We start from the raw sequence: 22,266 nt of genomic DNA on the forward strand, positions 1-22,266 counted from the left end.
GTTTCCGCTTCTTACCGCGTCCTGTGCCATCTGTTTTCCATGCGATGGCTTCATCACTTTTTTGCCATGGTTTCCTGAATAATTTCTGCTTTGAGGCGTTCCCCAGCATACATTTTTTTGAGACGGCGATTTTCGTCTTCCAGCTCTTTCAGGCAGGTCATCATCGAGGTATCTATACCGCCAAAACGTGAACGCCACGTGCAGAAACCGGCGTTGCTCATGCCATGTTCACGACACAGCTGCGCGACAGGTGTTCCGAAGAGATCGATTGGCGGAAGATCACAGGAGTCGAACCTGCCCGGGGCCGCTGGCGGTCCCAACTGGATTTGAAGTCCAGCCGCCTCACCGGAGACGACGATCTTCCATGATAGAAGAGGCCGGGAGTATACCATCGGTGGTAGAGACGTACCAAGCACGTCGCCGATTCGGTTTATAAAACGAATCGGCTATTAGGGTGAACCAGCATCAGAGCTCAGGTTTATTTATATAAGCTACAGGCCTGAATAGCTGGCGAGCCATGACACCGAAGGTATTAGCTCACCAGACGATGTTTGTCCAGCCGCTGCAGGCCCATCGCCAGCAACAAACTGCCGCCAAGCGTGATGGCAAAAACCAGTGGGATATCCAGCAGCGGTTGATTGACATGATCCCAATGCCGGGTGCGGATAAAATGGATAAACAGCGCGTGAAAACCATAAATGGGGAGTGAATAGCGTGAAATAAAAGCCAGACCGGGCAAGGGACGCTGATTGAGGCAATTTTTAAACAGGATCATCAGGCTTAGTGCAGCAATAAACACCAGCGGCCCGCAATAGAGATACCAGGTATCGGCAAAGGCGCCGTTAATCTGTAACGCCTTTTTGGTCCCGATAGAGATACCTGATATACAAACCAGGAACAGTAATCCTGCCAGCCCAGTGACACCACGCCTTTCCGTTTCCATGATGCCTAATGCGCGGCCCAGCAATGCATACAATACGTAATAAATGCTGTCACCGCTGATATAAAGGTTAACTGGCAACCAGTGAAACGAACCCAGTCGTTGATCAACCGTATTCGGATTGGCGATAATCCCCAGAATTAACACCAATAGTGCGGTATAGCCGGCCGTGATCGGCTTAACCTGAATCAGCGGTGATAGTAAATAAATCAGGATAATGGCGAAGAAAAACCATAGATGATAAAAAACGGGCTTTTGCAGCAAATGTTTAATAGAAATCCATTCGCTGATTGGTGTCATCCAGGTTATGTAGCTCAATGCCACGGCACTGTAAAAAAGTAGGCAGAGGACAATACGCAGGAAGTGACGTTTCTTCGCGCTGCGCTCACCGAAGAACAGGTAGCCTGAAATCATAAAGAAGAGAGGCACGCAGACGCGTGATGCTGAATTGAGTAAATTGGCAAAATCCCACTGATACTCGGCGAGTTGCGGGCTGTGATTAATATACCATGACGTGGTGTGAATCATGATGACCATCAGGCAGGCAACCGCGCGTAAGTTATCAATCCAGCCAATCTTTTGCGTCATTATTTCCTCATATTTGTCTGCACTTCAATTCATGAAAAAGAGTAATCAGCTAACGAAGAATCAACAACCACTGTGAACAGGAATCAGAATCGACCGAAGGCCTTCGCGTTGAGAAGCTCTCCTTAATCATGAGTGCAAAACAGGGAATGCGCAGGCGGTGGTATGACAAAAAAGGATAAGCCACAGGCCCGGAGAAAAAATGCTCTGCCGACTTGCGGCGAGTATTTTACGCTGATGGCGGGCGAATCAATATCACGGGCTGCATAACTGACGGTCAAAGGGTATACTGGCGCACACTTTTTTAACCCACTCGTATCGCGTGCGAACTCATCATGCAAAAGTTTGATACTAAGACCTTCCAGGGCCTGATCCTGACCTTGCAGGATTACTGGGCGCGCCAAGGCTGCACCATTGTTCAACCACTGGACATGGAAGTTGGCGCTGGCACCTCTCACCCAATAACCTGCCTCCGTGCGCTGGGGCCGGAGCCCATTGCTGCCGCTTACGTACAGCCGTCACGCCGTCCTACAGACGGGCGCTATGGTGAAAACCCAAACCGGTTACAACACTATTATCAGTTCCAGGTAATCATCAAACCGTCACCAGACAATATCCAGGAACTCTATTTGGGTTCACTGAAAGAGCTGGGTATGGACCCTACTATTCACGATATTCGCTTTGTGGAAGATAACTGGGAAAACCCAACGCTGGGCGCGTGGGGACTTGGCTGGGAAGTGTGGCTTAACGGTATGGAAGTCACGCAGTTCACTTACTTTCAGCAGGTCGGCGGTCTTGAGTGTAAGCCGGTTACTGGGGAGATTACCTACGGTCTTGAGCGTCTGGCGATGTATATTCAGGGCGTGGACAGTGTGTACGATCTGGTATGGAGTGATGGTCCTCTGGGGAAAACCACCTACGGTGATGTGTTCCACCAGAACGAGGTGGAGCAATCCACGTATAACTTTGAATACGCCGACGTCGACTTTCTGTTTACCTGTTTTGATCAGTACGAAAAAGAGGCTCAAAGCCTGCTAACGCTGGAAAAACCGCTGCCATTACCGGCCTACGAACGGATTCTGAAAGCAGCGCACAGCTTTAACCTGCTTGACGCACGCAAGGCAATTTCAGTTACAGAGCGCCAGCGCTATATCCTGCGCATTCGTACCCTGACGAAAGCCGTGGCTGAAGCCTATTACGCGTCCCGTGAGGCGCTGGGCTTCCCGATGTGTAATAACAAGAAATAAGAGGCAGCCATGACTGAGAAAACATTTTTGGTTGAGATCGGTACCGAAGAGCTGCCGCCCAAAGCGCTGCGTAGCCTTGCCGAATCTTTTGCTACCCATTTTACCGCAGAGCTGGATGCTGCCGATCTGACACATGGTGAAGTGAGCTGGTTTGCTGCACCACGGCGTCTGGCACTGAAAGTCGCTGGGTTAAGCGCCGCACAGCCGGATCGCGAAGTGGAAAAGCGGGGGCCTGCGATTGCCGCCGCCTTCGATGCCAGCGGCGTCGCGACTAAAGCCGCTGAAGGCTGGGCGCGAGGATGCGGTATCACCGTCGATCAGGCGGAACGTCTGAGTACGGACAAAGGCGAATGGCTGCTGTATCGCGCAAAAATGAAGGGTGAAAGCGCCCAGACGCTGCTGCCCGCGATGGTAAGCAACGCACTTGCAAAGCTGCCGATCCCAAAGTTGATGCGCTGGGGTGATAAAGAGACGCAGTTTGTTCGCCCGGTCCATACCGTCACGCTGTTGCTGGGCGATGAGTTAATTCCTGCCACAATTCTTGGTATTGAATCAGCCCGTGTCCTGCGCGGTCACCGTTTTATGGGTGAACCCGAATTAACGATCGACAATGCTGATCAATATCCGCAACTCCTGCTGGATCGCGGTAAAGTGGTTGCTGATTATGAAGCGCGTAAGGCAAAAATTAAAGCCGATGCGGAAGAGGCCGCGCGTGGCATTGGCGGACAGGCCGACCTAAGTGAAAGCCTGCTGGAAGAGGTGACGTCACTGGTTGAATGGCCGGTGGTTTTGACGGCAAAATTTGAAGAGAAATTTCTCGCGGTGCCGGCAGAAGCGCTGGTTTACACCATGAAGGGCGATCAGAAATATTTTCCTGTCTATGACAAAAACGGCAAATTATTGCCGCACTTTATTTTTGTCACCAACATCGAATCGAAAGATCCGCAACAGATTATTTCCGGCAATGAAAAGGTCGTTCGCCCGCGTCTTGCTGATGCGGAGTTCTTCTTTAATTCCGATCGTAAAAAACGTCTGGAAGATCATCTGCCACGTCTGGAAACAGTACTGTTCCAGAAAGAACTGGGCACGCTGCGTGATAAGACCGATCGTATTCAGGCACTGGCGGGTTGGATTGCTGCGCAGATTGGCGCAGATGTTAATCATGCGACGCGTGCCGGTTTACTTTCCAAGTGCGACTTGATGACCAATATGGTCTTTGAGTTTACCGATACTCAGGGCGTAATGGGCATGCATTATGCGCGTTTTGACGGTGAGGCAGAAGATGTTGCTGTTGCGCTGAATGAGCAATACCAGCCGCGTTATGCGGGTGACGATCTGCCCTCGAATCCGGTGGCTTGTGCGCTAGCGATTGCCGATAAAATGGATACGCTGGCGGGTATTTTCGGCATCGGGCAGCATCCAAAGGGTGATAAAGACCCGTTTGCGTTACGTCGTGCGTCGTTAGGTGTTCTACGGATTATCGTAGAGAAAAATCTGCCGCTTGATCTGCAAACGCTGACTGAGGAAGCGGTTCGTCTCTATGGCAGTAAGCTAAGCAATAATCATGTTGTTGATGATGTGATTGATTTCATGCTGGGCCGTTTTCGCGCATGGTATCAGGATGAAGGCTATAGCATTGATACGTTACAAGCCGTATTGGCGCGTCGTCCAACGCGACCTGCTGATTTCAATGAACGTATGAAAGCGGTTTCGCATTTCCGTACGCTGGAAGACGCGGCGGCGCTGGCTGCTGCGAATAAGCGCGTCTCTAACATTCTGGCAAAATCAACGGAAACGTTGAACGATAGCGTGCAGGCTTCGCTGTTGAAAGAAAATGAAGAGATTCAACTGGCCACTTTTGTTACGGCGCTGACCAGTAAGTTACAGCCCTGGTTTGCCGAAGGTCGTTATCAGGATGCGTTGATTGAGCTGGCCCAGTTGCGCCAGTCAGTGGATAACTTCTTCGATAAAGTGATGGTTAACGCTGAGGAACATGATGTGCGGATTAACCGTCTGACGCTTTTGGCCAAACTGCGTGAGTTGTTCCTGCAGGTAGCTGATATTTCGCTTTTGCAGTAACAATTACAGGATTAATAAAGGCTTTATAAGATATGCGGATCAGTAACGGCTACATTTGCTGGTACTGATTCGCACGCTTTTAATCTTTACAGAATAACGCCTACCGTACTCTCATGCTTTTCCTCTGCTTATCATTGCCACAAAATTTCAGCGAGTCTCATGTTGCCCCCTTCATCATAGATAATCCTTACTTAACGTAGAACAGCATCTCGTCGTTTGAACGCTGCGCTTTAATGAGATAGGTGATATCCCGGCGTATACGGGGAGATTCTTATTGCTGCACGCTTTTCAGTTCTCTACTGATACATTCATTATTGTTTGTGCATCAACCTTTCTTATTAATGGTATTCATTTTTTTTTAATATTAACAAAGGGATTGATCGGAAAACTCATAACATGATGAGGTAATAACCTAAGAAAATTACCTGTATATGAAACTTTTCATTTCATATATAAAGTAAAAAAATTCCTAAAATTATCTTATACGGCAATTAAATGAGATTTATTGTGAGGTGTTGAGGTTTTTTGTGAAATAATTGAGATGACCTGCCTTGTTAATTTCCTGTTCTCAGGGGTAGTATGGCTTTCCTTAAGAATTATCATGTTGATATATTATTCATATAAGTAAGAAAAAAAGTAGCGTGGTGAATTTTATGAAAGGGATTTTTCATGACAACGAAAGGGAACGATAAGGATGAGCAGGAAAGGGTCACTTTTATTCTGAACGGAAAAGTAAAATTCTTTCCTTCGCGGCGCTGTCTGGCAGCGGATGATGGCACTATTGTTGAACTGTCAGAAAATAGCTATCGCCTCTTATTCCTGTTGCTTAAAGGTAAAACAGATAAGCAAACATTAATAAACGAAGTATGGAGTGAGCAGCGTGGCTCGGTCAGCGAAAGTAGCTATTATGGTCAGCTCTATCTTTTACGTAAAGCATTCAGCCTCGCGGGGTTACCTAACTCACTTATTAAAACTATTCCACGTAAGGGCGTTAAGTATGTGGGGAATGTTTCTGAGGAAAGGATGACCGATGATGGGGAAAAAACCGATATGGCCGCCGGTGATCGCCCGGTAAATGAATGCGAGATGATAAAAGATGATGAGCCCGGTGTAATCCATGTTGATGAAACGGAAGCGATTATTGAAAGCAAGAGTCAGAATCCGGAATGGTATAACTCTCGCAGCTGGAATATCCTGGTTTCTTCGCTAGCCGTGCTGGCCGTTTGTTGGCTAACAACTCTGATTTTTGCCTTTGTCTTCTTCTTTATCGGCAATGGTAAACTATGAAAGTCTCGTAATGAAAATTGATAATAATTGAGAGTCAATTGAATGACTTTATCCTGCCGTTGCTATTCAATGCATCGGCTGACCCAGGAAGGGCAGTTTAATTTTAAAACTTAAACAGGATTAGAGGATAATATGAAAAATTACTTATTGGGGTGTTATATTTCGGCGCAGTTGAACATGGAAGAGCGTATTAAAGAGTTCGCGAAGAACCAGCGTGGTGTAACGGCGATTGAGTATGCGCTGATCGCGGTAGCGATGGCGACGCTGTTAGCCTCTGTACTGGGAGACAAAGACAAGGGATTCCTTGGTGCGCTGAACCATACGTTTGAGGCAATTGCTGCGGCTATTAGCAGCGTAACGATTGCGAAGTAATCGTGTTCTGGCAGAGGTGAGTACCTCTGCCTAACCTCAAAATATTAATAACGGCATCGCAAAATTTGGCATTGCAACTGATGGTAAGGTACTAACATCGACATGCTTACCCAGGCTGGTAGATCGTTCTGATGTGATAATAAAACCAGTACAGATGCAGCGGTGAGTATAACGGATACAGTAACAAGGTTGCAGGATGCACAGCTTACAAGTAATAAATTTTATAGCAGTTTGTGGTTTGCTCTTTTTTGTTAGCTGTAGCGATATTTTGCACAGAATCATTCCTAACCGAATTTTATTTTTTCTTGCCCCTTTAGTCTGCACACTGGCTTTGCTATCTGATCGCATGCCAAACCTCCTACTTTTTGTGTCTACACTCCTGGCTGGTTTTTTACTTTTTGCTCTCAAAGTATTCGGTGCGGGTGATATTAAGTTAGTCTCTACTCTTGCGTTAGCATGTACCCCGACGTTAATGGGGGAGTTTCTGATGCTGATGGTTATTTCTGGTGGAGTAGTCGCGCTGGGTGGATGCGTTTTCTTTTTTAAAAATGTAAAAAATAATGGTGTACCCTATGGCGTTGCTATTTCTTTCGCCTTTATTCTAACTTTTGCTATGGATGTTATTTTTATTTAAGGGAATATAAAAATGAATCAGAGGATTCTTTTTTTTCTCTCCATTACCATCATTGCCGTTGGTATCGTGGGGATCGCTTTACAGAAAAAGCCACAGCCTGAAGAAGAGGCTGTGGTTCCTTCGTCATCTCAACCGGTTGAACATACAATACTCATTGCTAAATCTCTGAGAAGCATAAAGTCTGGAGATACCTTAGAGCGTTCTGATTATCAAATGATACCTGTAAAAGTATCATCAGAGCTTAATGATCCTCGTGATATCTCATCTTTATCTGCATCTGATGGGTTGCGCGGATTTATGGTAAAAAACGATCTCAAAAAAGATGAAGTTATTATTCCTTCATCGGTAGTTTCTCCCAATAGTCCTGATTTTATGAAAGAAATGCTGAGTGAGAATGAAATGCCTTATGCTTTTCCAGTAAAGGAGATTGATGACTACCTACTTTCTACATTGCGGGTAGGGGATAAGGTTTCTTTATACATAAAAATAAAAGAAACAGATCGCTATAAAGAGTCACGTGTTGTTCTTGATGAAACACCATTTAACAATGAAGGGAGTGGTAGCAGGCGTACAGATAAAAATACACAGCCGTTATATACCATCAATCAGATCTTCGAACAGCTCACAGTACTGGAAAGTAAGCGTAAAGAGAAAGATGAGAATTCTAACGAATCACGTTATGGCACTAATTCTTCTTATGCGGGCACAATTATCCTTCGGTTAAATAAAGAACAATTGGCAAAGCTGAGAGTAATAGAGAATGTTGGTGAGATCTTCCTGCTCCCGGCAGGAAGCAGAACGGACAAATCATTAAAACGCATCAGAATGGACGAGGTATTACCGATGCTGCGTTCGAAAAGGGAAATACGATCGTTGAAGGAAGTAAGGGGACAACAGTGATTTCACGTAACGTCATACAAGAAAGAATAATGAAGAAAACGTTTCAGAAGATTATTTGCTTAATCGCTTTTTTATGTCCTTTGTTCTCTTTTGCCAGTGAAATCTATATGGCACCGGGCGACACACGAGTGATTCAGGTAAAGGATAACGTTGAAACCGTCTATATCTCCTCACCTGATGTGGCCGATTATGAGCTGATTAGCGATAAAAGCCTTGTCGCCTATGCAAAAAATCAGGGGCGTGCCGATCTGATTGTGTTCGATAAGAGTGGCGACCAGGTACTCAAAATGACGATCGTGGTTGACACTGTCTTGAGTGATATTGCTAAGAAAATTAATCAGGAGTTTCCTGACAGCACGGTTAACGTGTTGAAAATGGGCAAAAGTTATGTGGTTTCGGGCATGGTTCCGACTGAACAAGCAAAAGATCGTATTTATCAAATTGTTGGTGAAGGTACCGGGGCTGAGCGGATAGAGCACAAGAAGGCGGGAATGGGGCAGACAACCCCCTGGCTGAATGATGCTGAGTATAGGAATGTGGTTAATAAACTGGAATTACCGGTGACTAATCAGGTTAACGTAAAACTGTCAGTCGTTGAAGTGAGTAGAACCTTTGTTGATAACGTTGGGATCGACTGGGGAACTAACGGGGGAGGCGGCAATGGATTTGCGGCTGGTACTTTTCGTTTCGTAAAATTTAATGCTGATACGTTGACCAGCCTGGTTCGCGCTATCCGCAATGATTCGGTTGCTCGTGTGCTGGCAGAGCCTAATTTATCGGTTCTGTCGGGCGAAACGGCTGATTTTCTGGTCGGCGGTGAGGTGCCCGTTGTGACCTCTTCCCAGAATGGTAGTAACGTTGATTATAAAACCTTTGGTATCAAGCTAAATGTGGGAGCGAGGGTCAACAGTAATAAAAATATCCGCCTGACCCTCAGTGAAGAAGTCAGTAACGTTGATGAAACATATAAAATTGGCGTTGATAATAATCTGCCTTCTTTCCGAACCCGTAGTGCCAGAACCACTATCGAATTAGCCGATGGTGAAAGCTTTTTACTGGGTGGATTACTGAGTAACAACGATAAGGAATCGCTGAGAAAAGTTCCGTTCATTGGTGATGTACCCTTACTGGGTGCCTTATTTCGGAATGCATCCACTTCGCGTGAAAAGACCGATTTGGTGGTTGTGGCCACGGTAAATCTGGTTAAACCGATCACGCCGCGTGAAGTCGTGCTGCCGGATTTCAAAAGAACATCGACTCTGGCGCGCTTCTTCAATCTTGACGGTATTACCGATCGACGTGACAGAAAGCGTGCGCAGCAATTCATTGAAGATGGTGGGTTTATCAAATGAAGATATTTAATCTGTTTCTGGGGTGGTGGTTGACGCTAGCGGCCGTAGTAATGCCCTTTCCGCTATATGCTGAGCAAATAAGTGAGGGATTGCCGTTCCTTAAACCAGATGTCGTGCTTAGCACACCTGATACCATTACCAGAGAAGTCGCTGTAGGAAAAATAATGTCCCAGGTTAAGGGTGATTTTCGCGGTAGAATACTACTTATCTGGAATAACTCTCGTTTCAACGAAAGTGCGAATAAATTGCGGAGTGATTTAATTCAGCGAGGGATTGCACCTTATCGTATTGAGTTAGTTCAGGATGTTGGCGGCTATCGAAAATATAATAATAGCGGCATAAAAATTCATATCCAGCAAATGATAAAACAGCAACGTGAATGCCAGGACAAAAATTATAACTATAAATTTAATCGCTATAGCGATCAGGGATGTGCACTTGGTAACCTCCTCGATCGCTCATTAGTCGATATCTATTAAGGAAGATAAGGTGTTGCTATTTCAGTCAGATAAAGGACTTGGCTATCACTCACCAAAAAACCTGTTTTACGTTGTGTCATCGCGTAAGAACGTGGGCGAGACGCTATGCGAACAATTCCGTATGGCTGGCGTTGAGGCGGTTGAGCAGATTGCTATCGATATTACGCAGGTTGATGTGCTAAACATACCGACAAATGCGGATGGCGTCGTCATTGATGTTGGTAATAATGAAGATGTGAGCAATATTATTAATGCATTACGTGTTCATATTCCTCGGACTGTCTGGTGCTGCGTTGTTGGGGACAGTGATTCAATTTCAGTCGCGCAAAATTTTGCGGTTAACGATCTTCATTACTTTAACATCAATACACAATACGAAGCGATTATACATAATGCCATCGCTAAACGTGGTGCCGTGGTTAGTCGCTCTGCGGTTCATATCAGCATTCTGGGATGCAAAGGTGGGGTAGGAAGCACGACGATTGGTTACCAGCTAGCCAGCGCTATTTCTAGTCTGAAACGCTCTCCTGGGCTCTTTATTCAGGGCGCTGGCGGTTCAGTAGATCTTGATCTTGTGGTGGGCAAGAAATTGCTCAAAGAAATCACGCAGGTGCAAAAACACCTGGACGTCATCGGTGGACAGAGTGCCTGCTTCCCTGAGGTGTCAGAAGGTATAATGAAAGGATATAACTTCATCTTTTTTGAGCAGTCTATCCATTCAGCAAATAAAGAAAATTTACGTCAGGTTATCGAGAATTCTCATTGTATTGTACTGGTGATCGACCGTTCTATGTCAGCCATTCGGGTCGCTAAGAATGTCATTGAGAATATTGAGCAATTGCAAAAAATACGCAATATTTCACGGCGGCTCGTGATATGCCTTAACGATTCCCGTCCCGTAACGATGGGCGGATTGAATCAGGACGATATCAACTCGTTAATTAGAAATCGCATTGATACTCATTTTCCCTACAATAAAGCTACGCTTAATGGAAAATTAGAGCGTCTCTTAAGGACGCAATCCCCCCAGGAAGATTTAGTGAAAATTGTTCTGGGTAAGGCAAGGAAGAATAAATACACTTCTGCAACACCCAGTCTCTTCTCTCGAATCGCACGGAGAAAAGCATGAGTATTGCTATTGATGTTCAGGAAATCCTGCGCGAAGGTGTATTAAAAAATATCGAGCTCGATAAAATAGAGCAGTTAATTGACGATAGGATACAGTTGATCACGGAAATCAACCACGTCCTTGAACGTTTTGTTGAACAACAAAGAATTTATCTTGCGGGTAACAGTCAACAGTTGTTTGCAGAACAAATGGCTGATGAGATTGCCGGTTTTGGACCGCTACGTACTTTGCTTGATGACGATACGATCAGTGACATTTTAGTTAATGGCCCTGAACATATTTTTATTGAGCGTTTTGGCAAACTGGAACCAAGCACGGCGCGCTTTATCAATAACACTCAACTTACGGATATTGCGAAACGGTTAGTACAGCGTGTCGGGCGTCGACTAGATACGGGAAGTCCACTGGTCGATGCACGCTTGCCGGATGGTAGCCGCCTGAACGTTGCTATTCCTCCTATCTCATTAGATGGAACTGCTATTTCAATTCGTAAGTTTGGTAAGCACAATTTACAGTTCAGTGATCTTATTAGTTCTAATGCACTCAGCAGCCAGATGGCAAATTTCCTGATTATTGCCGCTCGTTGTCGTATGAACATCATTATTTCAGGCGGGACAGGGTCAGGGAAAACGACGCTCTTAAATGCGCTTTCAAAGTACATTGATGAAAGTGAGCGAATTATCACTATGGAAGATGCGGCAGAATTACGCCTAATGCAGCCCCATGTATTACGTATGGAAACTCGTTTAGCAGGCGTGGAAAATACGGGCCAGGTTACTATGCGCAACTTGCTTATTAACTCACTGCGTATGCGTCCTGATCGTATTATTGTAGGCGAGTGCCGAGGGGAAGAGGCATTTGAGATGTTGCAGGCAATGAATACCGGTCACGATGGTTCAATGTCGACCCTGCATGCTAATAGCCCACGTGATGCTATCTCACGCTTAGAAAATATGGTGATGATGGCCGGCATGAATATTCCGATGGAAAGCATCCGGCGAAATATCACCTCAGCGGTTAATCTGGTTATCCAGGTCTCGCGTCTGAACGATGGTTCCAGGAAAATAATGAATATCAGCGAAGTTATGGGAATAGAAGGAGATCGCATTGTTATGGAAGATATTTTCTATTTTAAAGGCGATAATGATCGTGATGAGTCCGGTAAGATAAAAGGTAATTTTATTTGTAATGGCCTGCTCATGCGTTCTTCAGTAATGAAAAATGCACAACTATTTAATGTTATTAATGAGTTGAAGCAAGTTTTTGGGATGGAGTAGAGTATGTTCTATTTTATCTTGTTAGCTGGATTGTTTTTCCTTGTTATGCATTATTTACGCATAAAACGGATAAATAATATTTTTCTCTCTGAGGTTAAAGACGAGCGCAGAGAGTCTGTCCTGATACGCTACTTTTCCGAGCTGTTTAATGAGTGGAGGAAATATGTCCTTGCTGACCGCTCAGCCAAGGGGAAACGAAAAAACATTATTACAATTTTTATTGTAGCAGGCATGATGTTCGTTAACTATAACTGGCTTTCCCTCAATTGGGGTGTCTTTATATTGCTTCTGGCTATCTGCATGTTTTGGGGGCAGATACAGCTTGGCAGGTTATCGCATATCCGCCATTTTGAGAAAGAATTTCCTAATGTGTTAACGATAATTAACTCGGCCGTCTCAGCAGGAAACAGCATTCACCAGGCTATGCATCGTTGCGGTAAGGAAGTGGGCGGTAATTTAGGGAAGACATTTAATCGTATTGACAGGCGTCTTAACGTTGGTGAGGACACCGAACGCGTTATGCTGGACGCATGGACTGCGTATCCCTATCGTGAATTTTATTTTTTTATCGTCGTAATGCAGGTCAGTATTGAGCGAGGGGGGCAAATTCGTTCTTTGGTAGGGCGCCTTTCACGTTCAATTAATAATGCGCGAAAGATGGAGCGTAGAAAGAAATCAATGACGTCAGAGGCTCGAGCTTCAGCTAAGATTGTCGCGATGATCCCGGTCCTTTTTTTTCTTGGGATGAAGTATCTCAGTCCTGAAAACTTTGATTTTATTATTCATGATCCTATAGGACGCTATATATTATATTACGTCATCATTAGTGAAATCATTGGCATGTCAATCATCTGGCTTTTACTTAAAAGGGCGGTCTAATGATTTTATTTTATCTGCTCATCTGTGCTGCAGGGATATTGATTTCTGTGTCTATTCTGTTTCATTCCAGACGTGTTTCTCATGACAGAAGAATCATTGAACATACGGAAGTTATTGATGGCAAAAAAAATATTACGGCTATTGATTATCATTCACTGATCGTGAGTAACTCACCGTATCTTACAGTACTGAGAAAAATTGATAATGACCTGCTAATGAAAATGAAGATAGTCGGTGTGATATTAATTTTTATGCTGGTAACAAATTGGCTATCAGGAAGTGATTTTTCCCTACGCGCGCTTTCACTTACTACATTGATTCTATTTGTTTTGGTGATTATCATTCCTTCTTTGTTATTGGGGCCAGGAATAAAAAGAAAAGCTAAGGAGATGATGGATGTTCTACCCTATTTTATTGAATTGGTAGCAGTATGTATTCAGTCAGGCATGACGGTTGAAAGTGCACTGAAATTCGTCAGTGAGCGTTTCTGGCACCTTAATCCCGATCTCTCGGCTCTCATGGGATTATTGGTTAAACGCGCTGAAATAGGCGGATTAGAAGAATCATTACATGAACTTTATAACTCTATGGAGATGACCGAGTTAAGAATGTTCTGTTCTACGTTACAACAGAGTGTACATTACGGGACATCGCTTTATGAACATCTTATGGATCTGTCACTTGATATTCGTGATCTTCAATTATTAAATACAGAAGAAAAAATTGGTAGTCTGTCGGCAAAAATGAGTATACCACTTATTATTTTTATTATGTTTCCTATTACCGTATTGATTGCTGCTCCGGGAATTTTAAGGATTGTTAAAAATGGACTTTTTTAAAAAAACATTGCTATTCATCACCTGTATGGTGTTTTTGGCTGCTTGCCAAAGCCCTAATTATAAAAATCCCGCCCAACAGAGTGAGCAGGAGGATATCCTGTTGAAATCCCAAAACTACACCGGTCTAATTAATCTTTATCGGGGTTATTTGAAAGAAAAAGATGACCCTGCAGTGAGATTAAAATTGTGCCAATATTATTATCTTGCTGGGGATTATAAGAGTTCGCTTTACTACTTGCAGCCGCTTTCAACTAAAGCCGATATCAATGTTTATACATTGCAGGCCAGAAATATGATCTCGTTAGGGGACTACAAGCAAGCGGTGCGCGTAACTGACCGGATGCTGCAGGCCAGCCCGCAAAGCGCGGAAGCCTATAATTTACGCGGAATAGCACTGGCGCTGTCAGGCGATTTGGCCGGTGGCGGTAATGCTATTCAAAAATCGCGAGAGTTCTTTATTGCGGACGATGTTGCAATCAATAATTTGGCGATGGTCGCATTACTTGATCAGCGCTATCAGGATGCTGTTGGGCTCTTGCTACCTTCCTATTTGCGCGGCCGCAAACAACCCCGATTATTACATAATCTTGTACTGGCTTTAGTGAAAAGCGGCGACTCGCGGTACGCTAAAGATATCATCAGAAATGAAAAACTTTCTGATTATCCAGATGAAGTGGTTGAGTCACTTGGCTATGTGGACACACTGAAACTGGGAGGTGCTTAATGCGGCTAAGCAAAAATTTTACTCAGGACCAGCGTGGGGTAGCGACCGTTGAGTTTGCACTACTCGCCGTAGTGTTTTTTATGATCCTTTTTTTCACCGCTGAAATTTCTCGTGTTGCTTATGTTTCCTCTGTTATCGACCTGGCGCTTTCTGAATCAGCAAAGTCAGCCAAGAATGAGCATGCTATATCAAAAGATGGCACAACTGATAGTAGCCGTTTTCAGCAACGATTATTACAGGATGGTGGGAGGTTATGGGGTTTTCTCCGCAATAACGATATGGTCAATATTGAGATTACCTATGCTGATTCAGTTGCCGAGATGATTGCCAGTGGTGGGCATCAGGGGAATGGTACTAACCAGGCATTAGCACGTTATCATTTGATCTATCAGTACAAGGCTATGTTTTTTCCTTTTCCTAAGAGCTGGGTTAATAGTTTATTAAACAGGGAGGTGATTTTTGTTCAGGAATATGAGCGTTCGAAATTTATGGATTGATCAGCGTGCTTCTGTAGCCGTCGAGTTTTCATTGATTTCTATTTTCCTTTTTATTTTTATTTTCTTTCTGGTGGATTTGGTACACCGGCAGGCGATGGTGGGTAAGCTTGATCGTGTCTCCTATTCTGTCGCCAGCGTCTTACGTGAACGGATCCAACTGTACGATCGGCGAGATAGAATATCGGTTGAAGAGTTTGAACAGGGGAGAGAACTGGCAAAAAAAATGTTAAAGGACATGAATCCAGATGCCGATCTTTCATCAGTTATTACTTCCATGCAGGTATGGTATCCCCCTTCTACGCCGGGCACTCCCCAGATTCATTTCTCTCATGGGGGAGACTGCGGCACAGGCTCTTCTTTTAACGATGCCGTAAAACTGGCGCCGGAGGGGAGTTACGGACGTAAAGTGCCCGTTTATCGTTTTAGTGTTTGTATGAAAAGCAATAGCTGGTTTCGGCGTCTTACCGCGGGCATAAAAGAAGAACCATTGCTGTCTTCAACCTCTATTGTCATGATTCGATAAGATATGCGAAACCTTTACTTTGTGCTTTATTTCATTGTTTGTTTCTCTCTGGAGGCGAGTGAAAATCATGCCATTATCTTTATTGACTCTTCATTTGCTAACCAGGCAAAGCTAGTTGAACAGATTAATCAGTCGCTGTTCTACAGTCCAACCTTACGTGAATCACTTGATGTCACGGTATTTGATACTAATAGCCAGCCCATGGTGTTTAACGGTGAAATAAATTATGTCCATGATGCTCAGGGAAAGCATATCGCACAATATAGACCAACCAGTCTGCCCGCTCTTTACTGTCAGTCAGCTGGAAAAGTGGTGCTAAATCTCACATTACAAGAAAAGGATCAGATATGTCTCTGTATCAAAAAGGATGCATGATACTTCGACAATTTTATCACGAGCAGCGAGGTGCATTTGCGCTCAGTTTTGTCATGTTATCCGGTTTTATGTTATCTCTGGCAGCGCTGGCGATCGACGGTTCACATTACATTACTGAACGTGCCCGCTTATCGGATGCGCTTGAACAAACATCCCTTGCTCTGTCTGCAGAGGATAACGGTGAAAACTCTCCCCGTAATCAGCAGTTAGCGACCTACTGGATCCAGGCCTATATGGTGCGAAGCAAAACGGTCTATACGCCCAAGGTAATTGTTAAACAGGGTAGCTCACTTAATAATAAATCAGTGAAATATGTTGAATACCGCGTGAGTGCACAAACCCTGCATAACTCCTGGTTTTCTTCCTCTTTTTTCCCCAGTTTTGAAAAAAATGTTGTGGTGGGTGACAATGGCGCCGCACGTAAGTTTCGTTCTAACCTTGACGTCGTATTCGTGGTCGATTTTTCCGGCTCAATGAATAATCCCATTAGTACCGGGCAAGGATCTAAACTTGATGAAGCGAAGAAGATCGTGTTGGACCTCGCCGACCAGCTCTATTCTTATAATGTCGATAACTCTGTTGCTTTTGTTCCTTTCGGGTGGGGAGTCAGGCGTGGAGATCAATGCCGCTTACCTTTTCAATTTAATGCTTCTTTTCCTGAAGTCCTCCCAATGGTTAACGATAACCTCGCGAGAGGAATTGATATAGATATAAATTATCGCGCGACGGTTAATGCTATTCCTGATGCGCATTTCGGCAAATATTTCCCGATGGATAAGGTGGCCATGGATTTTTGCCTGAATTTCATCAGATATAATCCGGGGCAGTTTCCTGCCACAACGATCCCGCTAAAAGGACGTAAAGATGCGGCGGATCTGGCACGAATCAAGACGATGACGGCCAGTGACCGGACCCTGGTAAGTGGTGGAATGTTAGATGGTATTAGTGTACTGGCAAAAGGGGATGCTGCACGAAAAATTATGGTTGTCGTTTCCGATGGGGAAGATTTCCCGAATACAAATATTACGCCGAATTTGGTCAATAATGGCATGTGCGACAAAATCAGAGAAATTTTAGCGACGCCTTTCTCTCAGGGGAAAATTGCATTTATCGCACTGGATTATAATCCAACATTTGACTGGACTGCGTGTGTTGGTAAAGGGAATTTTTATGAACCTAAAACGTTAAATGATTTTAAAGATGCAATGAACCATGCGGTATTTGAAGAAGTAGGGCATAACACTCTGAAAGACCGTTAATTAGATAGAGCAATGTTTTATCTCATGTTTGGGCAAGCGTCGGGGTTGGGCTGAGAATGGGGTTTTGCCCGGACAGAAAATAAGTCATGTTGATGTATCTCGCAATTATATAACTCGATTATTTATTAATAATATTTGATATTATTGAGAATGTAATTAAACACGTTACTTATTATATTAAAAATAAAAGTTACGGCAATGCGCCATCGTGGCATAGATACGTGTCCTTTTTTTGAAGGATAGGCATTCGATGATAAAAAATAAGGAATGATTGAGGATTAGCGAGATAGTTGAGGGTAGGCTGTGCGGCCTGTAGTCATTGTCATTATGGTAACGGGAATGGTTTCTCATTTTCTAACCGATGATGCCTGCATGCACAACGTACATCTTGCTAGTTCTCTCATGGAACGGGACGGCAGAAGTGCGGTGAATACGTAAATAAAAGTGAATTTTATATTATCTCAAGGATTGCGAATGAAAACTAAAGTAGCTCTTTCTGTTATTGCCGGTTTAGCATTTTCTGCGACTGCGTTTGCCAGTACGCCTGCCAGCTATGACACTAAGTTCAACGTAAGTGCAAACGTGCCGGATAGCGCGCACATCACCGATCCAGATGGCAAGCCTGTTACTGAAGTTGATGTAGTACTGGTTGCTTCGCCAAGTGGAAAGATGGAAGCGACCGTTGGCGATCTGTATCTGTGGAACAATGACGTTAATAAACTGGATGTTTCTCTGATATTAGACGATGCAGGTGTTGGCGCTGGCGCTCCGTTTACGCTGAAAAGCACCCAGGGCGGCACGCTGAATAAAATGACCTATAGCATCGAAACGATTGATAGCGCGGGTACTAAAAAATTCGCAACGTCTGGTGCTTCACAGGACTATACCCTGACTGCTAACGGTACTCATGGCGAGCACGAAGTTGCGTTCCACTTCATCTCTGATGAAGATTACGACAAATTGGGACAGGGCCATTATACCGGTGTTGTATATGCCAATGTGAATGCAAAAGCGTAATTCTCTTCGCTAATAATAATGACCGGTTAATTTAACCGGTCATTTTAAAACCGGAATTATTATGACCAAAGTTATTCAAGCGTTAATAATCTTCTGGCTTATGGCATGGCATAATGCTGCTCTGGCTGCTTATTCACCCAACGTGAACGTTGAGGTAGATGCTGAATCGATTGCTAAGATCGTTGTTTATTATCGTAACACCGCGATAATCAGCGGTGCAGAAGTAAATTTCCCCCTAGTGGTTAATGGTGTATCACAGCATTTCGAACGTACGTCCGATTTTTTTTATGTAGTAGGTAATGTAGAACAGGCAGACGTTACATTTACGGATACCTCGTTCGAGCTTTATGCCAGTAATGGCTCTGCTAATAAAATAAACCTTGCAGGTGATTTTATTTTTAACGGTAGCACGACAAACGCATTAGATACGTTGCGAGTGCCAGTGTTAAATAATATTAATGAAGCGAAAGTATCAAATGGTTTTAAAGTACATTTTAAATCGGAGCTGTTAGCGGGAAATTATGCCCAGGATCGTTATGCTAATACATTCACATTACTGATAAAATCTATACTATAAGATACAGGGATGTATGAACAAGAAAATAATCTTCGGTGCCATATACCTGGGAGGGGTGGCCTCGATCGCGCCTTATGCATTTTCTGCCAGCGATGTTATTTTGCCATCCGGGTTTGAAGATATATTCAACCAAAAGCAGAATGGTGTCTTCAGTGTTATCTATAACGATATCTCTATTGGTACGCTTAGCGCTGACTATGATTTAGAAAGCGTTACATTATACACGCCTCGGGTTATTGCCGAGCAAATCACAGCAAAAGATATGCCTGAGCTGAAAGAGAGCAAGCAGGCATTATTACATCAGCTCTCTCAGCCGTTAAAGCGAGTCAAGAAGCGGACCGTGCAGGATGATGGCATTGTTGTCTGGGTCAATGAGAAAGATGCCAGCCTGCATCTTGTGTTACCCGCAGCGATGTTTAAAGATCCAAGTGCACTGAACGATCGCACCTTTATTCGTTATACGCACCAACCCGGGTTTGTTCATAGCCATAATTTAAATTTTTTATCGGATAGTTATAGCGACAGCTTCAGTCTTTCCTCCGATGATACGCTTAATTTAACCGGTAACAGTTACGTTAAGGGATCGTGGAGTTATTCAGACGATATTAATTTTAATCTGGATGAGCTTGCGCTGTATCTTGAATATAACGCTAATCGCATGAAACTGGGACGACAGCGGCTAAGTGATGCACTGCTGTATAGTACACCTTCGTTAACGTACAGTTTCTTTAATCCAATGAGCTATGATGGCGTTTCATTGGGATACATGACAGATAACTATTTACAACCGGTTGAAGGTGCGGCTTCTCCAATACCACTTTATATGCCGATGGCAGGGACTGTTGAGGTGTATCGCAACGGCCGGATAATCGATCTGCAGCAGTTTCCCGCGGGTATGCAGCAATTGAATACCAATAGCTGGCCGGCTGGCGGTTATGACGTGGTGCTCGTATCAAAATTCGCCAACGGTAGCCGTGAAGAGAAGCATCTGCCCTTTTTTAAACGCAACGGTATGTTTCGTTCGGGCGACCTTGAGTACAGCATGCAGTTAGGTCGCTATGACTTACGGCAGGGGCACTTATTATCAAAGCGGAATAATGATTGCTATGACTGTAATCCGGCATTTCAGGATAGCAAAAAACGCGTTAATGATAACTACCTTGCTGGCGTGATGCTCGGCTATACCACTTCTTCGGCACTTTCCCTGGGAGGAGGTGCACTGCTGGACCATACTTTTGACTACTATAATGCCAGCGTTGATATTCCGCTCAACTATTGGTTTGCCGAGCGTCTCTATTCTGATGCGATCGTGGGCGGTGATGGTAGCTATGGTTACCAGGTTGGCGTCAGTAAAAATCTTTATGATCTGGGCGTGAACGTAAGTTACCGCAGTAATCGTTATAAAGGTAAAGAGGAAAATTATCGGCGTTTTGGTCTTGTGCCGGCTTACGATTTTGAGTATCTGCAGTTTGGTGTCAGTACTTTTCTGCCTTTCGATACCAATTTATCCGTGTTATATAGCATGAACTCGCTCTATCAGGATTATGGCCGTCAGGATAAGAGCAATTACCGGACATGGGATGTCACGTTGAACCGTGATTTTATTATCGACGATAATATCAACTTACGTGTTGATTTGGGCTATCACCAGGGAATTAACCGTTTTAATGGCAGTGGACAATACTCCTCGCGTCAATATACGGACGACCAGGTTTTTGCTCAATTAACTTTGGGCATGCGTGAGAAAAGTTATAATCATTACCAGTCCTTATACCTAAAATCCCGGCTTAGCGATAAAGGTGCCGATAATAATATCTATTCGGCGGATTATTCTCTTGACGTAAAAAATCCTGCATTCGACCGCGGCGGAAAGTATGCATTATCCGGCTCACTATCTAATGGCCCGAACTATCAGACTTCCAGCAATATTGGCGGCACTGTTGATAACAGCTTGGGTTATACCTCTGCGGGAATAAGCCGTTCGTACGGTAAGGGTAATTATCAGCAGTATTACCTGTCACAACGTAGTGGGTTCGCCGTTAGTCATGAAGGCGCTGCATTCGGCAAGATTGACAACAGTACAGCGCTGGTTGTTGATGCGACCGATCTACCTGAAGATCAGTACTTTGAAGTTCGCAATCAAAACTCAGGCTCTGTCATCGTCAAAGGTGGCAGGAAAACCACGCTCCCTGTTCAGCCTTATCAGAAGGTTGCACCGACTACTGAGCAAGTCTTCACCGGTGAGACTAACGCCTTCTACAACCTTGCTACCAAGTCCACATCAACATGGGCGTTACCAGGGCAGGTTTACAACGTCAAACTCGAGGCGAAGAAGAATCAAACGGTGACGGGCCGTATTTATTACGACGGGACACCACTAACCCATGCTCGCGTGGTGGGAGGAAATACGGTGACGGACGAAGAAGGGCTTTTTGTGGGTGATTTTGTTATCGGCATAAAAGACAAATTAACTTCGTTAAACGTAAAAAAAGATAGCCAAAATTACATATGTCCTCTGGATGATAAAAACATCAAGATGACACAAGGTATTATGCAAATTCGTGAGGTAGAGTGTGAAATTGAATAAGAAAATATTAGCGATATTGTCTCTTGGGATTGCGATGTTAACCGGTGCGAATAGCGCATCTGCAATAGAGGTTTATCCCATTATTAAAGATGTCAAAAGTGACTCACCAAGAGATAACTTTATCACGGTACGCTCGGCTTATCGCGCGAAGGACGATGTGAATAATCAGCGTTCAGAAACTCAGCAATATGAATTTGTCACGCTGGAAATGTTCGAAATAAAAAACCCGGGAGAAAATAAAGAGATCTTTGAAAAGGAGTTGGGTAAGACCGATCCTATCCTGATGTTTTCACCAACACGGTTGGTTATTCCCTATGGTGAAGAGCGTAAAGTAAGGCTGATGCCATTAAAAAATGTAGATAAAGAGAAGGTTTATCGCCTGCGAATTCGCCCCGCCTATCCGGAACAGGCATTAGAAAAAGGAAAAGTCCGTTTTGCGATTGGTTATGACGTTCTGATTCGTTATCTCCCTGCAGGCAAACATGAGCAGGGGATTAGTATTTCCTGTAACAGCAAAGAATGGACAATAACTTCGACGGGTAATGTACGCAGCGAGATGCGCAATCTGGTCATTGATGGGCGTAAGGGTGCGGTTAATTTTAACGTTTATCCAGGAACGGCGCGTAGCCTTCCGGTTAGCCGCACTCTGGCCTTCGAAATGGACAACAAAATGTATACCTATGATCAGTGCAAATTAAAGGAATAAGC

General features: G+C 44.2%; 22 protein-coding genes, 1 tRNA gene and 1 pseudogene. 21 read left to right on the top strand and 3 right to left on the bottom strand.

From position 1 onward, the window contains the following. Nucleotides 1–12 precede the first annotated feature (12 nt). The 3 genes and pseudogenes from J1C60_RS00230 to J1C60_RS00240 all read right to left on the bottom strand — a co-directional run. A pseudogene (locus J1C60_RS00230) lies at nucleotides 13–269 on the bottom strand (transposase); the annotation flags it as partial. After that, a tRNA-Sec gene (locus J1C60_RS00235) sits at nucleotides 270–364 on the bottom strand. 168 nt (nucleotides 365–532) lie between these two features. Next, complete coding sequence (locus J1C60_RS00240) at nucleotides 533–1,528, bottom strand: acyltransferase (protein WP_128175162.1); 996 nt, start codon at nucleotides 1,526–1,528, stop codon at nucleotides 533–535. Between the two features lie 332 nt (nucleotides 1,529–1,860). Here J1C60_RS00240 and glyQ point away from each other — a divergent pair, with 332 nt between their 5' ends. From glyQ to J1C60_RS00345, 21 genes are all read left to right on the top strand, one after another. Next, nucleotides 1,861–2,772: a glycine--tRNA ligase subunit alpha gene (glyQ, locus tag J1C60_RS00245; protein WP_128175160.1), complete on the top strand. Its 912-nt coding sequence runs from the start codon at nucleotides 1,861–1,863 to the stop codon at nucleotides 2,770–2,772. 9 nt (nucleotides 2,773–2,781) lie between these two features. Next, nucleotides 2,782–4,851 (top strand): glycine--tRNA ligase subunit beta, encoded by a 2,070-nt coding sequence (gene glyS, locus J1C60_RS00250; protein ID WP_128175158.1) that lies wholly within the window; start codon nucleotides 2,782–2,784, stop codon nucleotides 4,849–4,851. Nucleotides 4,852–5,520: 669 nt separating this feature from the next. Further along, nucleotides 5,521–6,138, top strand: coding sequence for a winged helix-turn-helix domain-containing protein (locus J1C60_RS00255; protein ID WP_229655766.1), 618 nt, complete (start codon nucleotides 5,521–5,523; stop codon nucleotides 6,136–6,138). Between the two features lie 132 nt (nucleotides 6,139–6,270). Beyond that, entirely contained in the window at nucleotides 6,271–6,510 is a 240-nt protein-coding gene (locus J1C60_RS00260; protein ID WP_128175156.1) for a Flp family type IVb pilin, read from the top strand. A gap of 196 nt (nucleotides 6,511–6,706) precedes the next feature. Beyond that, nucleotides 6,707–7,144: an A24 family peptidase gene (locus J1C60_RS00265; RefSeq protein WP_128175154.1), complete on the top strand. Its 438-nt coding sequence runs from the start codon at nucleotides 6,707–6,709 to the stop codon at nucleotides 7,142–7,144. Between the two features lie 12 nt (nucleotides 7,145–7,156). Beyond that, on the top strand, nucleotides 7,157–8,044 hold the full coding sequence (locus J1C60_RS00270) for a pilus assembly protein CpaB (RefSeq protein ID WP_128175153.1): 888 nt from the start codon (nucleotides 7,157–7,159) through the stop codon (nucleotides 8,042–8,044). A gap of 29 nt (nucleotides 8,045–8,073) precedes the next feature. Beyond that, nucleotides 8,074–9,396 (top strand): type II and III secretion system protein family protein, encoded by a 1,323-nt coding sequence (locus J1C60_RS00275; protein WP_229655767.1) that lies wholly within the window; start codon nucleotides 8,074–8,076, stop codon nucleotides 9,394–9,396. Beyond that, nucleotides 9,393–9,875 carry a hypothetical protein gene (locus tag J1C60_RS00280; protein WP_128175151.1) on the top strand — a complete coding sequence of 161 codons (483 nt, stop codon included), beginning with the start codon at nucleotides 9,393–9,395 and terminating at the stop codon, nucleotides 9,873–9,875. The genes J1C60_RS00275 and J1C60_RS00280 overlap by 4 nt, the downstream gene beginning before the upstream one ends. Before the next feature lie 10 nt (nucleotides 9,876–9,885). Further along, a complete protein-coding gene (locus J1C60_RS00285; RefSeq protein ID WP_182611427.1) occupies nucleotides 9,886–11,004 on the top strand; it encodes a CpaE/TadZ family protein in 1,119 nt (372 codons plus the stop codon). Next, entirely contained in the window at nucleotides 11,001–12,281 is a 1,281-nt protein-coding gene (locus J1C60_RS00290; RefSeq protein ID WP_128175149.1) for a TadA family conjugal transfer-associated ATPase, read from the top strand. The genes J1C60_RS00285 and J1C60_RS00290 overlap by 4 nt, the downstream gene beginning before the upstream one ends. A gap of 3 nt (nucleotides 12,282–12,284) precedes the next feature. Continuing rightward, nucleotides 12,285–13,160 (top strand): type II secretion system F family protein, encoded by an 876-nt coding sequence (locus J1C60_RS00295; protein WP_128175148.1) that lies wholly within the window; start codon nucleotides 12,285–12,287, stop codon nucleotides 13,158–13,160. Further along, nucleotides 13,160–13,999 carry a type II secretion system F family protein gene (locus J1C60_RS00300; RefSeq protein WP_128175146.1) on the top strand — a complete coding sequence of 280 codons (840 nt, stop codon included), beginning with the start codon at nucleotides 13,160–13,162 and terminating at the stop codon, nucleotides 13,997–13,999. Before J1C60_RS00295 ends, J1C60_RS00300 begins: the two co-directional genes overlap by 1 nt. Then, nucleotides 13,986–14,723 (top strand): tetratricopeptide repeat protein, encoded by a 738-nt coding sequence (locus J1C60_RS00305; RefSeq protein WP_229655768.1) that lies wholly within the window; start codon nucleotides 13,986–13,988, stop codon nucleotides 14,721–14,723. The genes J1C60_RS00300 and J1C60_RS00305 overlap by 14 nt, the downstream gene beginning before the upstream one ends. Continuing rightward, on the top strand, nucleotides 14,723–15,220 hold the full coding sequence (locus tag J1C60_RS00310; protein WP_128175144.1) for a TadE/TadG family type IV pilus assembly protein: 498 nt from the start codon (nucleotides 14,723–14,725) through the stop codon (nucleotides 15,218–15,220). Before J1C60_RS00305 ends, J1C60_RS00310 begins: the two co-directional genes overlap by 1 nt. Then, entirely contained in the window at nucleotides 15,183–15,743 is a 561-nt protein-coding gene (gene tadF / locus J1C60_RS00315) for a tight adherence pilus pseudopilin TadF (protein ID WP_128175142.1), read from the top strand. The genes J1C60_RS00310 and tadF overlap by 38 nt, the downstream gene beginning before the upstream one ends. A gap of 3 nt (nucleotides 15,744–15,746) precedes the next feature. Then, a complete protein-coding gene (locus J1C60_RS00320) occupies nucleotides 15,747–16,118 on the top strand; it encodes a hypothetical protein (RefSeq protein ID WP_128175140.1) in 372 nt (123 codons plus the stop codon). Next, the gene (locus J1C60_RS00325; protein WP_128175138.1) at nucleotides 16,091–17,377 is read left to right on the top strand and encodes a TadE/TadG family type IV pilus assembly protein; all 1,287 of its coding nucleotides are present in this window, start codon (nucleotides 16,091–16,093) and stop codon (nucleotides 17,375–17,377) included. Before J1C60_RS00320 ends, J1C60_RS00325 begins: the two co-directional genes overlap by 28 nt. A gap of 474 nt (nucleotides 17,378–17,851) precedes the next feature. Beyond that, nucleotides 17,852–18,394 carry a hypothetical protein gene (locus J1C60_RS00330; RefSeq protein WP_128175136.1) on the top strand — a complete coding sequence of 181 codons (543 nt, stop codon included), beginning with the start codon at nucleotides 17,852–17,854 and terminating at the stop codon, nucleotides 18,392–18,394. Between the two features lie 61 nt (nucleotides 18,395–18,455). Further along, entirely contained in the window at nucleotides 18,456–18,971 is a 516-nt protein-coding gene (locus tag J1C60_RS00335) for a hypothetical protein (RefSeq protein WP_128175134.1), read from the top strand. A 13-nt stretch (nucleotides 18,972–18,984) separates the two neighbouring features. Then, nucleotides 18,985–21,558, top strand: coding sequence for a TcfC E-set like domain-containing protein (locus J1C60_RS00340; RefSeq protein ID WP_128175133.1), 2,574 nt, complete (start codon nucleotides 18,985–18,987; stop codon nucleotides 21,556–21,558). After that, nucleotides 21,545–22,264 (top strand): hypothetical protein, encoded by a 720-nt coding sequence (locus J1C60_RS00345; protein WP_128175131.1) that lies wholly within the window; start codon nucleotides 21,545–21,547, stop codon nucleotides 22,262–22,264. The genes J1C60_RS00340 and J1C60_RS00345 overlap by 14 nt, the downstream gene beginning before the upstream one ends. The last annotated feature ends 2 nt before the right edge of the window (nucleotides 22,265–22,266 follow it).

Origin of the sequence: [Pantoea] beijingensis, assembly GCF_022647505.1 — a bacterium.
Classification (GTDB): domain Bacteria; phylum Pseudomonadota; class Gammaproteobacteria; order Enterobacterales; family Enterobacteriaceae; genus Erwinia; species Erwinia beijingensis.

Bases quoted from the DNA above. Each gene is read 5' to 3' on its own strand.
- J1C60_RS00240 (WP_128175162.1), bottom strand. From the start codon at position 1,528: ATGACGCAAAAGATTGGCTGGATTGATAACTTACGCGCGGTTGCCTGC.
- glyQ (WP_128175160.1), top strand. From the start codon at position 1,861: ATGCAAAAGTTTGATACTAAGACCTTCCAGGGCCTGATCCTGACCTTG.
- glyS (WP_128175158.1), top strand. From the start codon at position 2,782: ATGACTGAGAAAACATTTTTGGTTGAGATCGGTACCGAAGAGCTGCCG.
- J1C60_RS00255 (WP_229655766.1), top strand. From the start codon at position 5,521: ATGACAACGAAAGGGAACGATAAGGATGAGCAGGAAAGGGTCACTTTT.
- J1C60_RS00260 (WP_128175156.1), top strand. From the start codon at position 6,271: ATGAAAAATTACTTATTGGGGTGTTATATTTCGGCGCAGTTGAACATG.
- J1C60_RS00265 (WP_128175154.1), top strand. From the start codon at position 6,707: ATGCACAGCTTACAAGTAATAAATTTTATAGCAGTTTGTGGTTTGCTC.
- J1C60_RS00270 (WP_128175153.1), top strand. From the start codon at position 7,157: ATGAATCAGAGGATTCTTTTTTTTCTCTCCATTACCATCATTGCCGTT.
- J1C60_RS00275 (WP_229655767.1), top strand. From the start codon at position 8,074: ATGAAGAAAACGTTTCAGAAGATTATTTGCTTAATCGCTTTTTTATGT.
- J1C60_RS00280 (WP_128175151.1), top strand. From the start codon at position 9,393: ATGAAGATATTTAATCTGTTTCTGGGGTGGTGGTTGACGCTAGCGGCC.
- J1C60_RS00290 (WP_128175149.1), top strand. From the start codon at position 11,001: ATGAGTATTGCTATTGATGTTCAGGAAATCCTGCGCGAAGGTGTATTA.
- J1C60_RS00295 (WP_128175148.1), top strand. From the start codon at position 12,285: ATGTTCTATTTTATCTTGTTAGCTGGATTGTTTTTCCTTGTTATGCAT.
- J1C60_RS00300 (WP_128175146.1), top strand. From the start codon at position 13,160: ATGATTTTATTTTATCTGCTCATCTGTGCTGCAGGGATATTGATTTCT.
- J1C60_RS00305 (WP_229655768.1), top strand. From the start codon at position 13,986: ATGGACTTTTTTAAAAAAACATTGCTATTCATCACCTGTATGGTGTTT.
- J1C60_RS00310 (WP_128175144.1), top strand. From the start codon at position 14,723: ATGCGGCTAAGCAAAAATTTTACTCAGGACCAGCGTGGGGTAGCGACC.
- J1C60_RS00320 (WP_128175140.1), top strand. From the start codon at position 15,747: ATGCGAAACCTTTACTTTGTGCTTTATTTCATTGTTTGTTTCTCTCTG.
- J1C60_RS00325 (WP_128175138.1), top strand. From the start codon at position 16,091: ATGTCTCTGTATCAAAAAGGATGCATGATACTTCGACAATTTTATCAC.
- J1C60_RS00330 (WP_128175136.1), top strand. From the start codon at position 17,852: ATGAAAACTAAAGTAGCTCTTTCTGTTATTGCCGGTTTAGCATTTTCT.
- J1C60_RS00335 (WP_128175134.1), top strand. From the start codon at position 18,456: ATGACCAAAGTTATTCAAGCGTTAATAATCTTCTGGCTTATGGCATGG.
- J1C60_RS00340 (WP_128175133.1), top strand. From the start codon at position 18,985: ATGAACAAGAAAATAATCTTCGGTGCCATATACCTGGGAGGGGTGGCC.